Source organism: Achromobacter aloeverae (assembly GCF_004121055.1).
In the GTDB taxonomy this organism is placed as follows: Bacteria; Pseudomonadota; Gammaproteobacteria; order Burkholderiales; family Burkholderiaceae_B; genus Bordetella_C; species Bordetella_C aloeverae.
The window spans coordinates 161,481-179,791 of record NZ_PYAL01000002.1; the positions used below are offsets into that span (position 1 = coordinate 161,481).

Below are 18,311 nucleotides of genomic sequence, written 5' to 3' on the forward strand. Positions count from 1 at the left end.
ATTCGGCAGTTTTCGCCTTCGCGGCGCGGGAGAGGGGTTTAGCGTGAGCAAAAACAGGGGTGTTTTGGGCGCGGTCGCGGCCGTCGTCGTCGTTTTGCTTGTTGCCGTCGTGGTGTTTTTGAATCGATCCCCGGAGTCCCGGGCGCCCATTGCGCAATCGTCCTCCAGCGCGCCGGCCGGGGCACCCGCCGCATCGGGCAAGGTGACGCCGGCCGCCCCGGCCACGCCCACCTTGCCGTCGGCCGCCACCGTGGGAGCGGCCGATCCGTTCGGCGCGCTGTCGTGCAAGGCGCGCCAGTACGCGGACAGCCTGTCGCTGGCGGTGACCTTTACCCAGCCGGTTGATCGCAAGGCCGAACTCACCCGCTTTATCGAAGTCATCGACACGGGTCCGCTGAAAGGCGGCGATGCCGATGCGAAAGCCAAGGTACAGGCCGCCGCGGGCGCCGATACCGGCAAGACGGTGCAGGGATCCTGGACGGTGGGCGATAACCCCCGCATGATTTATTTCCCCTACGTCGTGCCGCAGCACCGCTACGTCATCCGCCTGCGCGCGGACCTGCCTGGCGAGGGCGGCAAGGTGACGCTGGGCTCGCCGTCGCATTGCGACGTGGAAACCGAAGCCATGCCGCCGTCGTTCTATTTCGCCAGCAAGGGCGTGGTCCTGCCGGCCGGCCAGAATGGCGGCCTGCCGGTGACCACGGTCAACATGCCGGAAGTGGACGTGCAGTTCCTGCGCGTGGCGCCCGAACGCGTGCCCGAGTTCTTCGACGCGGTGGTCGGCAATCGCGGCAGCGCGCGCGATGACGACGACGACGGCCGCGATTACGACGATTATTACGGCAACCGTTCGCTCAAGGGCCTGGTCAGTTCCTGGGACCTGGAACGCCTGACGACCCTGAGCACCAGCGTCTACCAGGGGCGTTTCCTCACCGACGATAAGGCGAACCGCAGCCACGTCACCTTCCTGCCGGTCGAGGGCATCAAGGAATTGCAGGAGCCGGGTATCTATATAGCGGTCATGAGCCAGCCTGGCCATTTCCGCGAGGAATACCAGACCACCTATTTCTACGTCAGCGACATCGGCCTGCACGCGCGCCGCTATGCCAACCGCATCGAGGCGTACACGGTGTCGCTCAAGCAGGGCCAGGCGATCTCGGGCGATACGGTCGAACTGATAGATGCCAATGGCAAGACCCTGGCCAAGGCCGCCGCCGACGCCCAGGGGCATGTGCGCTTCGACGGCTCCTTCGACAAGGCGCGCGTCATCCGCGCCTCGCGCGGCAAGGAAATGACCGTGCTGTCGCTGGGCGATCCGGCGCTGGACCTGTCGGAATTCGACATCCAGGGCCTGCCTTCGGTCGATAACAACCTGTTCGTCTATTCCGGCCGCGATCTTTATCGCCCGGGTGAAACCTTCAACGTGTCCGTGTTGCCGCGCGATGCCGACGGTCGCCCGTTGTCCGGCGCGCCGCTGACCGCCACCATCAAGCGTCCCGACGGCCGCACGGTGCAGACCGCGCTGTGGAGCCCGGACAAGGACCAGGACAAGCCCCGTTATGTGCAGCACGCCATCGAGCTGCCGCCGGACGCGCAGACCGGTACGTGGATGCTGGAACTGCGCGTGGATCCCGCCGCCCGCCGCGCCGATGCCACGTGGGCCTTCAAGGTCGAGGAATTCCTGCCCGAGCGCATGAAGCTGGCCTTGCAGGCCGACGACGGTCCGCTGGCGCCCGGCGACGCGCTGGATATCGACGTGCAGGGCGACTACCTGTATGGCGCGCCGGCCGCCGGCAATCGCCTGCTGTCCAGTTTCACGGTCAAGCGCGACCGCTACGCGCAGCAGCAGAAGTGGCCGGGTTTCATCTTCGGCGACGTCAACGACGACAGCATCAAGCATTACGAGGAACTGCCGGAATCGCAGCTGGACGACCAGGGCAAGGGCAGTATCGAGGTCGACACCACCAACTACAAGGACGCCTCCTCGCCGCTGAAGGTGCGGGTGTCGGCCAGCCTGCTGGAGTCTGGCGGTCGTCCCGTGGTGCGCTCGATCGAACGCAGCATCTGGCCCGCTGAAAAGCTGGTCGCCGTACGTCCGCTGTTCGACAGCGATGTCACGCGCGAGGGCGCGCCGGCGAATTTCGAGGTCATCCGCGTCGACGGCAAGGGTGAGCTGGCCCCGCTGGAGCACGCCCAGGTGCGCCTCTACAAGGAGGAGCGCCGCTACTACTGGCGCTATGACGACCAGCGCGGCTGGAACAGCGGCTATACCGATACCGAGGAACTGGTCGATTCGCGCGTGGTGGCCCTGCAAGCCCGCCTGCCGATGAGCCTGCCGGTCAACTACGGCCGTTATCGTCTGGAAATCAACGACCCCGAGACCAGCCAGACCCTGAAGTACCGTTTCTACGCGGGCTGGGGGGCGCAGGACGACGAGGCCGCCGGCAATCGCCCGGACCGCGTGCAGATGAAGCTGGAAAATGTGCCGGCCAAGCCGGGCGACAAGGTCAAGCTCACGCTGACCCCGCCGCACGACGGCCAGGCGCTGGTCACCGTGGAAGGCGACCGCATGCTGTGGTCCACCTGGGTCACGGCCAAGGCCACCGGCACGGAAGTGGAAATCCCGGTCGATCCTTCGTGGAAGCGCCACGACCTGTACGTGGGCGCGGTGGTTTTCCGTCCGGGCAGCGCGGGCGACCGTGTCACCCCGGCGCGCGCCGTCGGCCTGGCCTATCTGCCCTTGCAGGCGGAAGGACGCAAGCTGGACGTGCACCTGACGGCGCCCGCCAAGGTGCAGCCGGAAACCCGCACCACCGTCAAGATCAAGGTGGATGGCGCGGCGAACAAGAAGGCGACGGTCACGTTGTCGGCGGTGGACGTCGGCATCCTGAACATCGACCAGTTCCAGACGCCCGATCCGTTCAACTTCTTCTTTGGCAAGCACCGCTACGCGCCCGACCTGCTGGATATGTACGGCAAGCTGATCGAGAAGATGGACGGCACCCAGGGCCGCCTGAAGTGGGGCGGTGACGCGGCCATGCGCGGCGACACCAAGACCCTGCCGAAGAAGGTCAAGCTGGTGGACCTGTTCTCCGGCCCGGTGACGCTGAACGACAAGGGCGAGGCCGAGATCCCGCTGGACCTGCCGGACTTCAACGGCACGCTGCGCCTGATGGCCGTGGCCTTCACCAACGAGCAGTACGGCAGCGCCGACGCCGAAATGGTGGTGGCCGCGCCCATCGTCGCCGAATTGAGCACGCCGCGCTTCATCACGCCCGGCGACGAGGCGGCCATCGCGCTGGACGTGACCAATCTCAGCGGCGCTACCCAGAAGGTCACCGTCAAGCTGGAAGCCAACGATCCGCTGGCCATCACGGACGGCGTGCGCACCGTGACGCTGAAGGACAAGCAGCGCACCACCGTCCGCTTCAACGCCACCACGTCCGGCTCGTACGGGCTGGGCCTGATGCGCCTGACCGTGGACGGGCAGGGCGGCGACAAGCCGGTGCACATCGTGCGCGAGTCCGTCCTGCAGGTGCAGCCGGCCCAGGCCGCCGAGCGCCAGGTGCGCCGCCTGCGCCTCATGCCGGGCGAAACCTCGGCCACGCAGGCCGACTGGGTGGCCAAGTACTTCCCCGACTCCACCACCGTCAGCCTGACGATGTCCACGGAGCCGCCGTTCAACGTCGCGCGCCTGGTGCATGACCTGCTGTCGTATCCCTACGGCTGCACCGAGCAGACCGTCAGCGCCACCTTGCCGTGGCTGCTGATGGATGCCGATACGGCCAAGCGCTACGACGTCGACAAGTTCTCGCCCGCGCTGCGGCAGGACAAGGTCAATGGCGCGCTGGCGCGGCTCTCGGGCATGCGCTCGTCCAATGGGTCCTATTCCCTGTGGGGCGGCGACGCCGGCAGCCGCGATATCTGGTTGACCGCCTATGCCACCGGCTTCATGCAGGACGCCCGCGACCGTGGCTTCAGCGTGCCGGAAGCGACCATCGACCGTTCGCGCAACTGGCTGCTGCAGCAGGTGCAGCAGACGGGCAGCAGCTTCGGCTCCTGGTCGGCCAACCTGAAGCGCGGCGTGGAATCCGGCCGGGTCGGCACCAATGAACTGAGCGTGCTGCGCGAGGACCATCGCCGCTTCGCCGGCCTGGCCGCCGCGTCGCTGGTGCTGGCGCGCGACGGCAAGGCGCCGCTGTCCACGGTACGCCAGCTCTACGACACCTACCAGGAGCGCGCGCGATCGCCGTTGCCGCTGGTGCAACTGGCCGCCGCCTTCAAGCTGATGGGCGACGAGGGTCGCATGAAGGCCGCGCTGGACCAGGCCATGACGCGCCAGTACGGCATGGCCTTCATCTCCGGATCGTCGGCCTATGTCGATGAGTGGATGGGCGACTACGGCAGCCCCGTGCGCGACCTGGCGCTGTCCTATGCGTTGATGGCGCAGTACGACCTGCGCCACGAGCGCCGCGAGACGCTGCTGACCGACCTGGCCGCGCGCCTGGGCGGCCGGTCCTATTTCTCCACGCAGGAGCAGATGGCCCTGCTGCTGGCGGCCCGCACGGCCGGCGGCAAGCAGAATGCGCCGTGGGAAATGACGCTGGCCAACGGCACCGTCCGCAAGGTGGTGCAGGCCACGGGCGACCGGAGCGTATCGCTGCGGGCGGGCGACATGGGCGGCCTGCAACTGGTCAACACGGGCAGCCAGCCGGTGTTCGCCGAACTGGATATCCAGGGCAGCAGCATCAACCCGCCGGCCCCGCGCGCCGACGTCATCCGCGTACAGCGCCGCTGGTATCGTCCCGACGGCACGCCGTGGGACGGCGGCGTGCTGCAGACCGGCGACATCCTGGTTGCATGGATCCGCGCGGATGCAACCCGCCGCATTCCCGACGGCCTGGTGGTCGACCGCGTGCCGGCCGGCCTGGAAGTGGAGAACCTCAACCTGACGCAGAACCCGGACATGAACGACTGGACCATCGGCAACCGCCGCGTGGCCGACGCCCTGTCCAATCCCAATATCAAGCACACCGAATTCCGTGACGACCGTTATGTCGCCGCGGTATCGCTGGGCAGCGGCGCGGTGGATATTTTCTATCTGCTCCGGGTGGTCACGCCTGGCAAGTTCGCGGTCCCGTCGACGGTGGCGGAAGACATGTACCGTCCGGAACTGCGTGGCGTAGGCGATCAATGGAGCAAGATAGAAGTGCGCGACCGCAGCGCGGCGCGGACCCGGTAGGCCGGCGGCCGGCCTGGCGCCGGCGCCTGCGCCGCCTTTGCGTGGCGGCGTTGGCGTCGGTGGCCGTGGCGGCCGTACTGCTGCTGGTGCTGGATCGGCTTTTTCCCTTGCCGGCGCCTTATGCCGACGGCGCCACCGTGGTGGTGGCGGCCGACGGCACGCCGCTGCGCAACTATCCCAGCCGCGACGGCATCTGGCGCTATCCCGTCACGAGCGACCAGGTGTCGCCTCTCTACCTGCAATCCCTGCTGACCTACGAGGATCGCTGGTTCCGCTGGCACCTGGGCATCAATCCCGTGGCCATGGCGCGCGCGGGCTGGCAGTGGGCGGTGCATGGCCATATCGTCTCCGGCGGTTCGACGCTGACCATGCAGGTGGCGCGCCTGGTCGACCCGCAACTGAACGGCAGGCCCTCGCGCTCCCTCGGCGCGAAGGCGCGCCAGGCCTGGCGCGCGATCCAGCTGGAAATGCATTACAGCAAGGACGAGATCCTTTCCATGTACCTGAGCCGCGCCCCCATGGGCGGCATCGTGCAGGGGGTGGAGATGGCCTCGCGCCTGTGGCTGGGCAAGTCGGCCCGCGATCTCAGCGCCGCCGAGGCCGCGCTGTTGACGGCGCTGCCCCAGGCGCCGACGCGCCTGCGTCCCGACCGGCATCCCGACGCCGCCCGGCAGGCCCGCGACAAGGTATTGGACCGCATGGTCGAACTGGGCCGCTGGACCCCCGCCGACGTCGACGACGCCAAGATCGAAACCGTGGCGGCGCCCCCGCTGCGGGCGCGCTGGGTGGCGCCCCTGGCCGCGCAGCGCCTGCTGCGCGAGGCGCGGCCGCCCGGCAGCCGCCGCGACAGGCGCCCGCCCCTGCTGGCCAGCAACCTGGATGTCGAGATCCAGGACCGGGTCGAGCAGATGTTGCTGGATCGGGTCGACGGCCTGCCGCCCAAGGTATCGATGGCCGTGTTGGTCATGGACAACGACAGCCTGGCGGTCAAGGCCTATGCCGGGTCGGCGGATTTTTCCGACGATAGCCGATACGCCCATGTGGACATGGTCACCGCGATCCGCTCGCCGGGCTCCACGCTCAAGCCTTTCCTGTACGGCCTGGCGCTGGACGATGGCCTGATCCACTCGGAAAGCCTGCTGATGGACGTGCCCATGTCCTTCGGCGGCTACGCGCCGGGCAATTTCCAGGCATCGTTTTCCGGCCCCGTCAGCGTCTCCCAGGCCTTGCAACGATCCCTGAACGTCCCGGCGGTGGATCTTCTGGACCGTGTCGGACCGGCCCATTTTGCATCGGTTATGCTAGGTGGCGGCGTCCGCTTGCGCATGCCGGCCGGCGCGGCGCCCAATTTGAGCTTGATTTTGGGCGGGGGTGGCACCACCTTGGAAGAACTGGTGGGCGCCTACCGGTCGCTGGCGCGGGGCGGCTTGTCCGGAAAACCGCGCCTGCGCCCGGACCAGCCCCGCGTCGAGTCCCGTATGATGAGCGCGGGTGCGGCATGGATCGTGCGGGATATCCTTGAAGGCGGGGGGCATCCCGACCGGCCTTTCTATCAATCGCAGTCCGGTACGCCGGGCAAGCGGCTGGCCTGGAAGACCGGCACCAGTTTTGGGTTCCGCGATGCCTGGGCGGTGGGTGTCACGGACAATTGGACGATAGGCGTCTGGGTGGGACGACCCGACGGAACGCCCAACCCCGGCTATTTCGGGGCCAATGTGGCGGCGCCTTTGTTACAGGACATCGTGTCGGCCTTGCCGGACGGGCCGCAGCGGGAACGCGTGCGGCCGGACACGGTCAAGGCCGTGGTGACGTGCTGGCCCTTGGGGCTGCGCCAGGGTAGCGTGCTTGATGGCGCTTGTCCGGAGCAGCGGCCGGCCTGGGCCTTGAATGACACCGTGCCGCCGACCTTCGCGGGTTATGCGGACGGTACGCAGGCTCCCCTGCGTTTGACGGGCCTGGCCAACGGGTCGGTGCTACGGCCTGTGCCGGGCGCCAACCGCGTGGCGGTGGACGTCGATGCGCAGGGGGTTGAGGGGAATATTTGGTGGATGCTCGATGGGCGCGTGCTGGGGCATGGCCCGGCTGGGCGTCCGTTTACGGTGATGCTGGCGCACGACGGTCGTTATACGCTCACGGTCATGGACAGCCGAGGTCGTTACGATCGGGTAGGTTTTGAAATCGCTGGCGTTACAGCCCGATAGGCATAGAATATGTCTTGTGTTTATGTCCGCTTCGATGCGTTATGGAGGAAGCGTGATTTCCCAAGAGCTTGAAGTCAGCCTGCATATGGCTTTTGTCGAGGCCCGTTCGGCTCGCCATGAATTTATTACTGTTGAACATCTGTTGCTGTCCCTACTGGATAACGCATCGGCTGTCGAAGTGTTGCGCGCGTGCGCGGCGAACCTGGATGACTTGCGCCGCAACTTGCGCCAGTTCGTTTCAGAAAATACGCCTGTCATTCCCAGCGGCGCGGAAGTCGATACGCAGCCCACGCTGGGTTTCCAGCGGGTGATCCAGCGCGCGATCATGCACGTTTCGGCTGGCGGAACCGGCAAGAAGCCGGTCACCGGCGCCAACGTGCTGGTGGCGATTTTCGGTGAAAAGGATTCGCATGCCGTCTACTACCTGCAACAGCAGGGCGTGACGCGCCTGGACGTGGTCAATTTCCTGTCGCATGGCATCACCAAGCAGCCGCAGGTCGAATCGGCCGCGACGCAGAAGGAACAGCAGCCCAATCCCGAGGAACAGGGCGAATCGCGCCAATCCCCGCTGGATCAATATGCCAACGACCTCAACGCCGCCGCGCTGGCGGGCCGCATCGATCCGTTGATCGGCCGCGAGTCCGAGGTGGAGCGGGTCATCCAGGTGCTGTGCCGCCGGCGCAAGAACAACCCCTTGCTGGTGGGCGAAGCGGGGGTCGGCAAGACCGCCATCGCCGAGGGCCTGGCGTGGCGCATCACGCGCGGCGAAGTGCCCGAGATCCTGCAATCGGCGCAAGTCTATGCGCTGGACATGGGCGCCTTGCTGGCGGGCACCAAGTATCGCGGCGATTTCGAGCAACGGCTCAAGGGCGTGCTGAAGCAGTTGCGCGGCAACCCCGACGCCATCCTGTTCATCGATGAAATCCATACCCTGATCGGCGCCGGTTCGGCGTCGGGCGGGACGCTGGATGCGTCCAACCTGCTCAAGCCGGCCCTGTCCTCGGGCCAGCTCAAGTGCATCGGCGCAACCACGTACACCGAGTATCGCGGCGTGTTCGAGAAGGACCACGCGCTGTCGCGCCGCTTCCAGAAGATCGATGTCAGCGAGCCCAGCGTGGAGCAGACCGTGCAGATCCTGCGCGGCCTGAAGACGCGCTTCGAGGAACACCACAATGTCCGCTACTCGGCGGCCGCCTTGCTGGCCGCGGCCGAGTTGTCGGCGCGCCACATCAACGACCGCCATCTGCCGGACAAGGCCATCGACGTGATCGACGAGGCCGGCGCCGCGCAACGGCTGCTGCCGCGTTCGCGGCAGAAGAAGGTCATCGGCAAGGTGGACATCGAGAACATCGTTTCCAAGATCGCCCGCATCCCGCCGCAGTCGGTGTCCAACGACGACCGCAGCAAGCTGGCCACGCTGGACCGGGACTTGAAGACGGTGGTGTTCGGCCAGGACAACGCCATCGAGGCCCTGTCGGCCGCCATCAAGATGGCGCGCTCGGGCCTGGGCAAGCCGGAAAAACCCATCGGCGCCTTCCTCTTCTCCGGGCCGACCGGCGTGGGCAAGACCGAAGTCGCGCGCCAGCTGGCGTTCACGCTGGGGGTGGAGTTGCTGCGCTTCGACATGTCGGAGTACATGGAACGCCATGCGGTGTCGCGCCTGATCGGCGCGCCTCCGGGATACGTGGGGTTCGACCAGGGCGGCCTGCTTACCGAGGCCATCAACAAGCAGCCGCACTGCGTGCTGCTGCTCGATGAGATCGAGAAGGCGCATCCGGATGTCTTCAACATCCTGCTGCAGGTGATGGACCACGGCACGTTGACGGACAATAACGGTCGCAAGGCCGATTTCCGCAACGTCATCCTGATCATGACGACCAACGCCGGCGCGGAGACGCTGAACCGGCCGTCCATCGGGTTCGCCAACGCCCGCGTGGCCGGCGACGAGATGGCGGAAATCAAGCGGATGTTCACGCCGGAGTTCCGTAATCGCCTGGATGCCATCATCCCGTTCGCGCCGCTTTCGCGCGAAATCATCCTGCGGGTGGTCGACAAGTTCCTCATGCAGCTGGAGGACCAGTTGCACGAACGCCGGGTCGAGGCCGTCTTCACCGACGCCTTGCGGGAACACCTGGCGAAGGAAGGCTTCGATCCCCTGATGGGGGCGCGTCCCATGCAACGCCTGATCCAGGACACCATCCGCCGCGCGCTGGCCGACGAATTGCTGTTCGGCAAGCTGGTCGACGGCGGCACGGTGACCGTGGATCTGGATGCGGAGGGCAAGGTTGTGCTGTCGTATGGCGAAAAGCCGTCGTCGGACACGCCTGACGCGCAGGAAGTGGCCCTGGCTGACTGATGGCAGGCCCGCGACCGCTGGTTGCGTGCGAGAACTGCGCGAGCATCTATCGCAGGCATGAACTCGGCCCGGGCGAGGTCGCCACATGCGGCCGCTGCGGCACCACCTTGTGGCGCTACAGCGGCCTGACGCTGGGGGCCTGGCTGGCCCTGGCCGTGACGGCCTCCATCGTCTTCATGATCGCCAATGCCTATCCGGTGGCGATCATGCAGGTGCAGGGCATGGAACAGCGGGCCTCGCTGCTCGATGCGCTTACCGTGACCTGGCAGCAAACCCATTGGGCCGTCGCGTTGATGACCGGCGCGGCGGGCTTTGCCTTGCCCATGACGCAGCTGGTGCTGCTGATGTGGGTTCTCTATCCCTTGTCGCGCGGCCGCATGCCGCCCGCTTTCCGTTTCTGCATGCGGCTGCTGGGCCTGCTGCGGCCTTGGTGCATGGTGCCCGTGTTCATGCTGGGCGTGCTGGTGGCGGTGGTGAAGCTATCCGGCATGGCGTCGGTGGAACCGGGATTCGGCCTGGGCGGCTTCGCCATCCTCACTATCCTGTTGACCATGCTGGGGCGGCTGTCGCCGCATACCTTGTGGCGCTATGCCGAGGACATCGGCGTGGTGCAAGCCTATGTCCCCGAGGAGCGCCCCGACGAGATCCTGACCGGTTGCCACGTCTGCGGGCAGGTGCAGTCGGTGCCCATGGCGGCGCCGGAGGACATCCATCACTGCCATCGCTGCAATGCGGTCCTACACTTGCGCAAGCCCGATCACCTCGCGCGCACGTGGGCCTTGCTGATCGCCGCCGCGTTTTTCTACATTCCCGCGAATGTGTTGCCGGTGATGTCCATCACTTCCCTATTGGGGGACAGTGCGCATACCATACTGGGCGGCGTGATCGAGCTGTGGCAAATGGGTTCCTGGGACCTGGCCACGATCGTGTTCGTCGCCAGCATCATGGTGCCCTTGACGAAGCTGCTGTCGCTGGCGGCGCTGGCGCTTTTCATCCAGTTCGGCAACACCTCCAACCTGCGCCAGCGTACCCGGCTTTATTCCATGGTGGAGTTCATCGGGCAGTGGTCCATGCTGGACGTGTTCGTGGTTATCCTGCTTGCGGCATTGGCCAACTTCCACGGCCTGATGGAGATCAGCGCGGCGCCGGGAGCCGCGGCGTTCGGGATGGTGGTGATACTGACGATGCTGGCCGCGATGAGCTTCGATCCTCGCCGCGGCTGGGATATGGAAGCGGCGGGAACGCAAGTTGCTACCTCGGCGCCGGCCTCGACGGCAGAGCATGTGCCGCCGGGCGTGGGCGGCGGGGGTTGACGCCGACAGGTTGGCACCGTTAGGTTGATGTCGCCGGCGGGGCGCCGATGGGGTGGCGCCCGCCGGTTCAAGCCAATGATAGTGACAGGCTGCACGGACGGGCCTGGCGACGCGGATTGCCCGCGCCTCACAAGTACAAGGAAATCAGTAGCATGTCCGATCCTAACGCTCCCAACGAGACCAGTCGCATCAAGGTGCCGGAGGTCACGCGCAAGAAGCGGCGCATCTCCTGGATCTGGCTGGTGCCCGTGGTGGCCGCGCTGGCGGGGCTTTCCCTGGTGTTAAAGACCTGGATGGAAGCCGGCCCGACCATCACCATTACGTTCAAGACCGCGGAAGGCCTGGAGGTGGGCAAGACGCAGTTGCGCTACAAGGACGTCAATGTCGGGCTGGTGAAGGCCATCAAGCTGAGCGAAGACCGGTCCAAGGTGATCGTCACCGCGGATATCGACAAGGACGCCGCCAGCCTGGCGCGCGAGGGCAGCAATTTCTGGGTGGTGCGGCCGCGGCTGGGACTGAGCGGGGTGTCGGGCCTGAGCACGCTGGTATCGGGGGCCTATATCGGCGTGGATGCGCCGGCCAGCACGGCCGCGGACGGCAAGCCGACGACGAAGGCGGAGAAAACCTTCTTCGTCGGATTGGAAACCCCCCCGGAAGTGACGCACGACCGGCCGGGCAAGCGCTTCACGCTCAAGGCCGATACCCTGGGCTCGCTCGATGTCGGTTCGCCGGTCTATTACCGCCGCATCAGCGTGGGGCAGGTGATCGGTTACCAGCTGGACAGCTCCGGCAAGAGCGTCAACGTGCAGGTGTTCATCGATGCGCCGAACGACAAGTTCGTCACGACGACCACGCACTTCTGGAATGCCAGCGGCGTCGATTTCACGGTCAACGCGGACGGGCTGAAGGTGCGCACGCAATCGCTGCTGTCCGTGGCGGTAGGAGGCATCGCCTTCGAGGATATGGATGACGCCGCGATTGGGGCATCGCCCGGCGCGGGCGCAACGCCGCAAAATGCGCCAGCTGGTGCGCAGGGCAATACGCCAGGCAATGCGCCCGGTACCGCACAAGGCAATGCGCCCGGTACGGCACAAGGCAAAGCCCTCGACAACGCGGCCGGGCAGCAGCAGCCTGGCGCAACCACGCCCAGGTCGCCGCAGCAGGCCATCCAGCCGCCGGGATCGAGCGGCGCGCCGTCCAGGCCGTCGCCTGCCGTGCAGGGTAGCGGCAAGATCGCCAAGGCCGATTCGGTCTTCACCCTCTACGGCAGCGAGGCGACGGCCAAGGCCACGCCGGATGGCGAACCTTTCCCCATCCGCATGCGCTTCGACCAATCCATCCGTGGCCTGAGCGTGGGCGCGCCCGTCGATTTCAATGGTATCGTGCTGGGACAGATCGACGCCATCAACATGGACTTCGACACCACCAAGAAGCGCTTCTATGCCGTGGTCGAGGCCAATCTCTATCCGCAGCGCCTGGGCTCCGTGTTCGAGCGCGTGCGGGACTACGCCGTCCGCGAGGAAGGGGAAAACCCCGCGCATCCGGGCGGCCGCCTGCTCGGCTCGATGATCCAGCATGGCTTGCGCGCGCAGTTGCGCACGTCCAACCTGCTCACCGGACAGCTCTACGTGGCGCTGGACGTCTTCCCCAACCAGCCACCGGTGACTTTCCATTGGGACGGCATCGGACGGGCCGATATTCCCACCACGCAAGGCAACCTGGACCAGTTGCAGCAGCAGATCAGCAACATCGTCAGCAAGATCGAGAAGATTCCCTTCGACAAGATCGGCAACGAGCTGAACGCCACGCTGACCAGCGCGTCGCGCCTGATGAACAAGCTCGACAAGCAGGTCGCGCCGGAGGCCCAGGCGATGATCAAGCAGGCCAGCAAGTCGCTGAACGACATCAGCAACATGCTGTCCTCGGACAACGGCGTGCTGGCGAATTCGGATCGCGCCATCCAGGAGCTCACCCGTGCGGCACGCTCGCTGCGCGTGCTGTCCGACTTCCTCCAGGCCAACCCGGAAGCCCTGCTGCGCGGCCGCGGCGACGATCCGATACCCGGACGCAATCAGACCAGGAAATGAAGAACATGAAATCTCGTTCGTCGGCGCTTCGATCGATGTCCTGGCTGGCCAAAGCCGCGGCGCGGCGCTTGTCTCCCCTTGCCGTGGCGCGTCGCGTGTCCCCCCTGGCCATGCCCGCCGCGCTGCTGGGCGCCACCCTGCTGGCCGGCTGCGCCGGCTCGCCGCCCGTGCATTACTACACGCTCACCGGCGCTGCCTTGCCGGCCAGCGCCACCCAGGCGCAGCCGGCGCCGGCCTTCATGCTGGAGGTATTGCCGGTCAACGTGCCGCCGCAAGCCGACCAGCCGCAATTGATGCTGCGCGAGCAGGAAGGCGGCTTGACGCCCCTGTACTCCGAGCGCTGGTCCGCGCCGCTGGCGGACGAACTGCGCGGGGCGCTGGCCGATACGCTGACCCGGGTACTGCAGGCGCCGGACGTGCAGGCCATGCGGGCGCCCGCCGGCGCGCCGGTGTGGCGGGTGGTCGTCGACGTGCAGCGCTTCGAAAGCGCGACGGGTGTCGAGGCCATCGTCGACGCCACGTGGCGGGTGCGGCCGGTCAACCTGAAAGGGCAGGCCTGGCAGTGCCGCAGCATCAGCCGGGTTGCGGTCAGCGGGACGGATGCGCCGTCGGCGGTGCACGGGCTGCGGGTAGCGACGCGCGACCTGGCGCTGACCATAGCCAATGCCATCCAGGACGGGACGGGACATCCGCAACCCGGGTCGCCGCAAGTGCAATTAATGGGGTGCAACCGGATTTCTGAATAGGTTGCACCTTTTTGTGAATCCGGGTTAACCTTTATTTCTTTCGGGTAACCCGGCGCGTAGGATGTGGTTTCACTACAGACCGGATGGTACTTGCCGTCCAGCGTTCCAGGGGGAATCACGTCGTGGCTGTCACCTATACGTCCACATCGCGGCACCCCCCCGAGTCTGCCCCCCCGCGCCGCGCGCCGCTTCCCTGGCCCTGGCTGCGCTGGTTGCATCTGGCCTTCGTCGCGCTGATCTATCTGTTCATGCTGAGCCCGCTGCTGTTCGTGGTGTGGCTCAGTTTCTTCAAGGACGCCATCCTCTATTTCCCGCCGTCGGGCTACACGCTGTCCTGGTACGTCAAGGCCTGGGATAACGCGGCGTTCGCCAACGGTTTCCTGTTCAGCGTGCAGGTGGCGCTGATAGCCGCCCTGTGCGGTGTGGCGCTGGGCGTGCTGGCCGCGCTGGGCATCATCCGCCATCGCTTTCGCGGCGCGCAGGCGGTCAATACGCTGCTGCTGTCGCCCCTGCTGGTGCCGGGCATCGTCGCCGGCGTCGCCATCTACCTGTTCTACCTGCGCGCCGAGAACGCGCTGGATGTCGATATCGTGGGCACCTATGGCGGCCTGGTGCTGGCGCACATTTGCCTGACCATCCCCTGGACCGTACGCCTGGTCTCGGCCAGCATGAGCGGCCTGGATCCGTCCATCGAAGAGGCCGCGCGCAATCTGGGCGCCAGCGGGCGCGTGGCGTTTTTCCGCGTGACGCTGCCCATGCTGCGGCCCGCCATCGTCGCGGCGGCGCTGTTCTCCTTCATCGTTTCCTTCGAGAACCTGGAGCTGTCCCTGTCGCTGGTGGGGCCGGGGCGCACCACGCTGCCCATCGCCATCATGCAGTACCTGGAGTTCAACCTGGACCCCACCATCGCCGCGGTGGCGTCGGTGCAGATCCTCTTGCTCGGCGTCGTCATGCTGGTGACGGACCGCTACGTCAAACTCAGCCAGGTGGTGTGACAGATGGCGCACATAGCTCTCGAAGGATTGCGCAAGCAGTATGGCGGCGCGCTGGCGGTGGCGGATTTTTCCCTGGACATCGCCGACGGCGAGCTGGTCGCCTTCCTGGGCCCCAGCGGCTGCGGCAAGACCACCACGCTGCGCATGATCGCGGGCTTCATCGCGCCCACCGCGGGCAGCATACGCATCGGCGATGCCGATGTGACGGCGCTGCCGGCGCATCGTCGCGACACGGGCATGGTGTTCCAGCGCTATGCCCTGTTTCCGCACATGACGGTGGCCGAGAACGTCGCCTTCGGCCTGGAAATGCGCAAGGTGGCGGCGGCCGAACGGCAGCGTCGCATTGCCGATGTGCTGGACATGGTGCGCATGGGGGAATTGCGCGACCGCTATCCGCGCCAGTTGTCCGGCGGCCAGCAGCAGCGGGTGGCCATCGCGCGCGCGCTGGTCGTCCAGCCCAAGGTGTTCCTGCTCGACGAGCCGCTGTCCAACCTGGACGCCAAGTTGCGGCTGGAAGTGCGCGACGAGATCCGGTCCTTGCAGCGCCGCCTGGGCCTGACCACGATCTTCGTCACGCATGACCAGGAGGAGGCGCTGTCCATCGCCGATCGCATGGCCATCATGCATGACGGGCGCGTGCAGCAGGTCGGCACGCCCGAAACGCTTTACGAAAGGCCGGCCAATCTCTTCGTCGCCGACTTCCTGGGCAAGATGAATTTCTTCGACGGCCGCCTGGAGCAAGGCCACTTCGCCACGGCGCGCGGGCTGCGCCTGGCGGTGACCGATGCCGCGCCGGGCAGCACGCGCATAGGCGTGCGGCCGGAGCGCGTGGTGCTGCGCACCCGGGCCGAGGGGCCCAACGCCTTGGCCGGCAAGGTGGATGGGGTGTCCTACCTTGGCGCGCATATCGACGTGCGCGTGCGGTTGGACGGCGGCGATGTCCTGAGTTGCCGCTGCCCGAATGCGGGGTCCGCCCAGGCGGATTCCCGCGCGTTCGTGCCAGCGCCTGGCGTCCCGGTCTACGCGTGCTTCCACCCCGCCGACTGCGTGGCGTTCAGCGCTTGAGGAAGGACGCCATGCAGACATCCGCCCACGCAGAGCCCCGGACGCCATCGCGCCCGGCGCCCGGCGCCGCCGCCTCGGACGGGACGCGCCGGCGCGGTCCCGGCATGGCGTTCCCCGCCTCGCTGGTGGTGCTGGTCATCGTGCTCGTGCCCATCCTCATGCTGTTCCGCTACAGCTTCGAGCACTTCGACCCGGCGCGGACGGTCCAGGCCGGCTTCACCTTCGAAAACTACGTCAAGTTCTTCAGCGATCCGTACTACCGCGATGTGTTCCTGACGACGCTGTGGGTGGCCGGCCTGTGCACCGCGCTGGCCCTGGCACTGGGGTTTCCCGTGGCCTATTTCCTGGCCAGGACGCAGACCCGGTACAAGAGCCTGTTGATCATCCTGCTGGTGTTCCCGCTGCTGGTCGGCAACGTGGTGCGCGCGGCCGGTTGGATGATCATCCTGGGCAATGCCGGGGCCGTCAATGCGCTACTGGTGGGGCTGGGCCTGGCGGCCGAACCCGTCAAGCTGCTGTATACGCCGCTGGCCGTGGTGATCGGAACGACGGCGGTGGTCTTGCCGTACTTCATCCTCACCTTGCAGAGCGTGCTGGAGGGCATCGACTTTTCCGTCGAGGAGGCGGCCCGCAACCTGGGCGCGAACTTCTTCACCACGCTGCGCCGTGTCGTGCTGCCCATCGCGGCGCCCGGCGTGGCGGCCGGCACGGTGCTGGTCTTCATTCTTTGCATGAACGCCTATGCCACGCCCGTGCTGCTGGGTGGCAGCGGCATCACCATGATGGCGCCGGCCCTGTACGACCAGATCACGCGCGGTTCGAACTGGCCCTTCGGGTCGGCGCTGGCCCTGGTGCTGGTATGCGCCACCTTGCTGATGGCCTTGCTGTCGAACTGGCTGATCCACCGCCGCTATGTGAAGACCATGGCGTCCTGACATGTCCTGCCTGTTACGCCCGGCTGCGTTGCCGATGCCCTGCCGCGCGTTGCGCCTCGCACCCTTGAACCTCTTGAAGCCCGTGAACCCGTCCGGAGTACGCCGATGACTACCGTCCTGTTCAAGAATGGAAATCTGCTGGACCCCACCGTGGGGGAATTGCTGGAAGGCCATGATGTCCTGGTCGAGCAGGGCCTGATCAAGGAGGTCTCCGACCGGCCCTTGCAGGCGGGGTCGGCCCGCGTGATAGACGCCAAGGGCAAGACCGTCATGCCCGGCTTCATCGACCTGCACGGCCACGTCATGGCGACGCAATTGAACCTGAGCACGCAAGGGGTGCTGCCCGATGCGCTGGTGATGATGCGGTCCGTACCCATCATGGCGGCCATGCTGCGGCGGGGCTTCACCACGCTGCGCGACGCGGGCGGCGCCGGCTGGGGCCTGAAATGCGCGGTCGAGGAGGGCACGGTCGTGGGCCCGCGCCTGTTCATTTCCGGGCGGGCCATCAGCCAGACCGGTGGGCATGGCGATCCGCGGCCGCGCTCGGATCACCTGCGTCCGATGAGCTTTTGCGGCTGCTGTTTTCGCGCCGGCGACATCGGGCGCGTGGCCGATGGCGTGGATGACGTGCGCAAGGCCGTGCGGCAGGAACTGCAGATGGGCGCGGACCAAATCAAGATCATGGCGTCGGGCGGGGTGGCGTCGCCCACGGACCCCATCGCGTCCTGGGGCTATTCGGAGGACGAGATCCGCGCAATCGTGCACGAGGCGCGGGCCCGGCAGACCTATGTGATGGCGCACTCCTATACGGCGGAGGCCATCGAGCGCGCCGTCAACCTGGGCGTGCGCACCATCGAGCACGGCAACCTGGTCGACGAGCGCGTGGCGCGGCTGATGGCGGAGAAGGGCGCTTACGCGGTGCCCACGCTGGTCACTTACGAAGCGCTGGCCAACGAGGGCGCGCAGTATGGCCTGCCCCAGGAGAGCGTCGCCAAGATCGCGTCGGTGCGCCAGGCCGGGCTCGATTCGCTGGCGCTGTTCAAGCGCGCCGGCGTGAAGATGGGCTTCGGCACGGACCTGCTGGGCCCGTCGCAGCGCCTGCAAAGCGAGGAGTTCCGCATACGCGCCGAAGTCCTGGGCAACCACGAGGTCATCCAGAGCGCCACGCTGGTCGGCGCCGAGGTATTGAACATGACGGACAAGCTGGGACGCCTGGTGGCGGGCGCCCATGCCGATGTCCTGGTCGTCGACGGCAATCCCTACAAGGACATTTCCTGCCTGCTGGGGCAGGGCGAGCGCATTCCCCTCGTCATGAAGGGCGGCACGATCCACCACAACCATCTCAACCCATAGTTCCAGTTCAACCCTTAC

General features: G+C 66.6%; 10 protein-coding genes. All 10 read left to right on the forward strand.

Features of this window, described 5'->3' with window-relative positions:
* Positions 1 to 43: 43 nt before the first annotated feature.
* Positions 44 to 5,242, forward strand: a complete 5,199-nt coding sequence (locus C7R54_RS07655; protein ID WP_240039430.1) for an alpha-2-macroglobulin family protein — start codon at positions 44 to 46, stop codon at positions 5,240 to 5,242.
* Positions 5,194 to 7,443: a penicillin-binding protein 1C gene (gene pbpC / locus C7R54_RS07660; RefSeq protein ID WP_129149620.1), complete on the forward strand. Its 2,250-nt coding sequence runs from the start codon at positions 5,194 to 5,196 to the stop codon at positions 7,441 to 7,443. The genes C7R54_RS07655 and pbpC overlap by 49 nt, the downstream gene beginning before the upstream one ends.
* 52 nt (positions 7,444 to 7,495) lie before the next feature.
* Positions 7,496 to 9,799 carry an ATP-dependent Clp protease ATP-binding subunit ClpA gene (gene clpA / locus C7R54_RS07665; protein ID WP_192903614.1) on the forward strand — a complete coding sequence of 768 codons (2,304 nt, stop codon included), beginning with the start codon at positions 7,496 to 7,498 and terminating at the stop codon, positions 9,797 to 9,799.
* Positions 9,799 to 11,112, forward strand: coding sequence for a paraquat-inducible protein A (locus tag C7R54_RS07670; RefSeq protein ID WP_129149622.1), 1,314 nt, complete (start codon positions 9,799 to 9,801; stop codon positions 11,110 to 11,112). The genes clpA and C7R54_RS07670 overlap by 1 nt, the downstream gene beginning before the upstream one ends.
* Positions 11,113 to 11,264: 152 nt before the next feature.
* Positions 11,265 to 13,199 (forward strand): PqiB family protein, encoded by a 1,935-nt coding sequence (locus C7R54_RS29195; RefSeq protein ID WP_240039431.1) that lies wholly within the window; start codon positions 11,265 to 11,267, stop codon positions 13,197 to 13,199.
* Positions 13,200 to 13,309: 110 nt separating this feature from the next.
* Entirely contained in the window at positions 13,310 to 13,945 is a 636-nt protein-coding gene (locus C7R54_RS07685; RefSeq protein WP_240039475.1) for a PqiC family protein, read from the forward strand.
* A gap of 122 nt (positions 13,946 to 14,067) precedes the next feature.
* Positions 14,068 to 14,940, forward strand: a complete 873-nt coding sequence (locus C7R54_RS07690; RefSeq protein ID WP_377814358.1) for an ABC transporter permease — start codon at positions 14,068 to 14,070, stop codon at positions 14,938 to 14,940.
* Positions 14,941 to 14,943: 3 nt separating this feature from the next.
* Positions 14,944 to 16,005 (forward strand): ABC transporter ATP-binding protein, encoded by a 1,062-nt coding sequence (locus tag C7R54_RS07695; RefSeq protein ID WP_129149624.1) that lies wholly within the window; start codon positions 14,944 to 14,946, stop codon positions 16,003 to 16,005.
* A gap of 11 nt (positions 16,006 to 16,016) precedes the next feature.
* Positions 16,017 to 16,940 carry an ABC transporter permease gene (locus C7R54_RS07700; RefSeq protein WP_129149625.1) on the forward strand — a complete coding sequence of 308 codons (924 nt, stop codon included), beginning with the start codon at positions 16,017 to 16,019 and terminating at the stop codon, positions 16,938 to 16,940.
* A 105-nt stretch (positions 16,941 to 17,045) separates the two neighbouring features.
* The gene (locus tag C7R54_RS07705; protein ID WP_129149626.1) at positions 17,046 to 18,293 is read left to right on the forward strand and encodes a metal-dependent hydrolase family protein; all 1,248 of its coding nucleotides are present in this window, start codon (positions 17,046 to 17,048) and stop codon (positions 18,291 to 18,293) included.
* Positions 18,294 to 18,311 lie beyond the last annotated feature (18 nt).

Bases quoted from the DNA above. Each gene is read 5' to 3' on its own strand.
- pbpC (WP_129149620.1), top strand. From the start codon at position 5,194: ATGGAGCAAGATAGAAGTGCGCGACCGCAGCGCGGCGCGGACCCGGTA.
- C7R54_RS07670 (WP_129149622.1), top strand. From the start codon at position 9,799: ATGGCAGGCCCGCGACCGCTGGTTGCGTGCGAGAACTGCGCGAGCATC.
- C7R54_RS29195 (WP_240039431.1), top strand. From the start codon at position 11,265: ATGTCCGATCCTAACGCTCCCAACGAGACCAGTCGCATCAAGGTGCCG.
- C7R54_RS07685 (WP_240039475.1), top strand. From the start codon at position 13,310: ATGCCCGCCGCGCTGCTGGGCGCCACCCTGCTGGCCGGCTGCGCCGGC.
- C7R54_RS07695 (WP_129149624.1), top strand. From the start codon at position 14,944: ATGGCGCACATAGCTCTCGAAGGATTGCGCAAGCAGTATGGCGGCGCG.
- C7R54_RS07700 (WP_129149625.1), top strand. From the start codon at position 16,017: ATGCAGACATCCGCCCACGCAGAGCCCCGGACGCCATCGCGCCCGGCG.
- C7R54_RS07705 (WP_129149626.1), top strand. From the start codon at position 17,046: ATGACTACCGTCCTGTTCAAGAATGGAAATCTGCTGGACCCCACCGTG.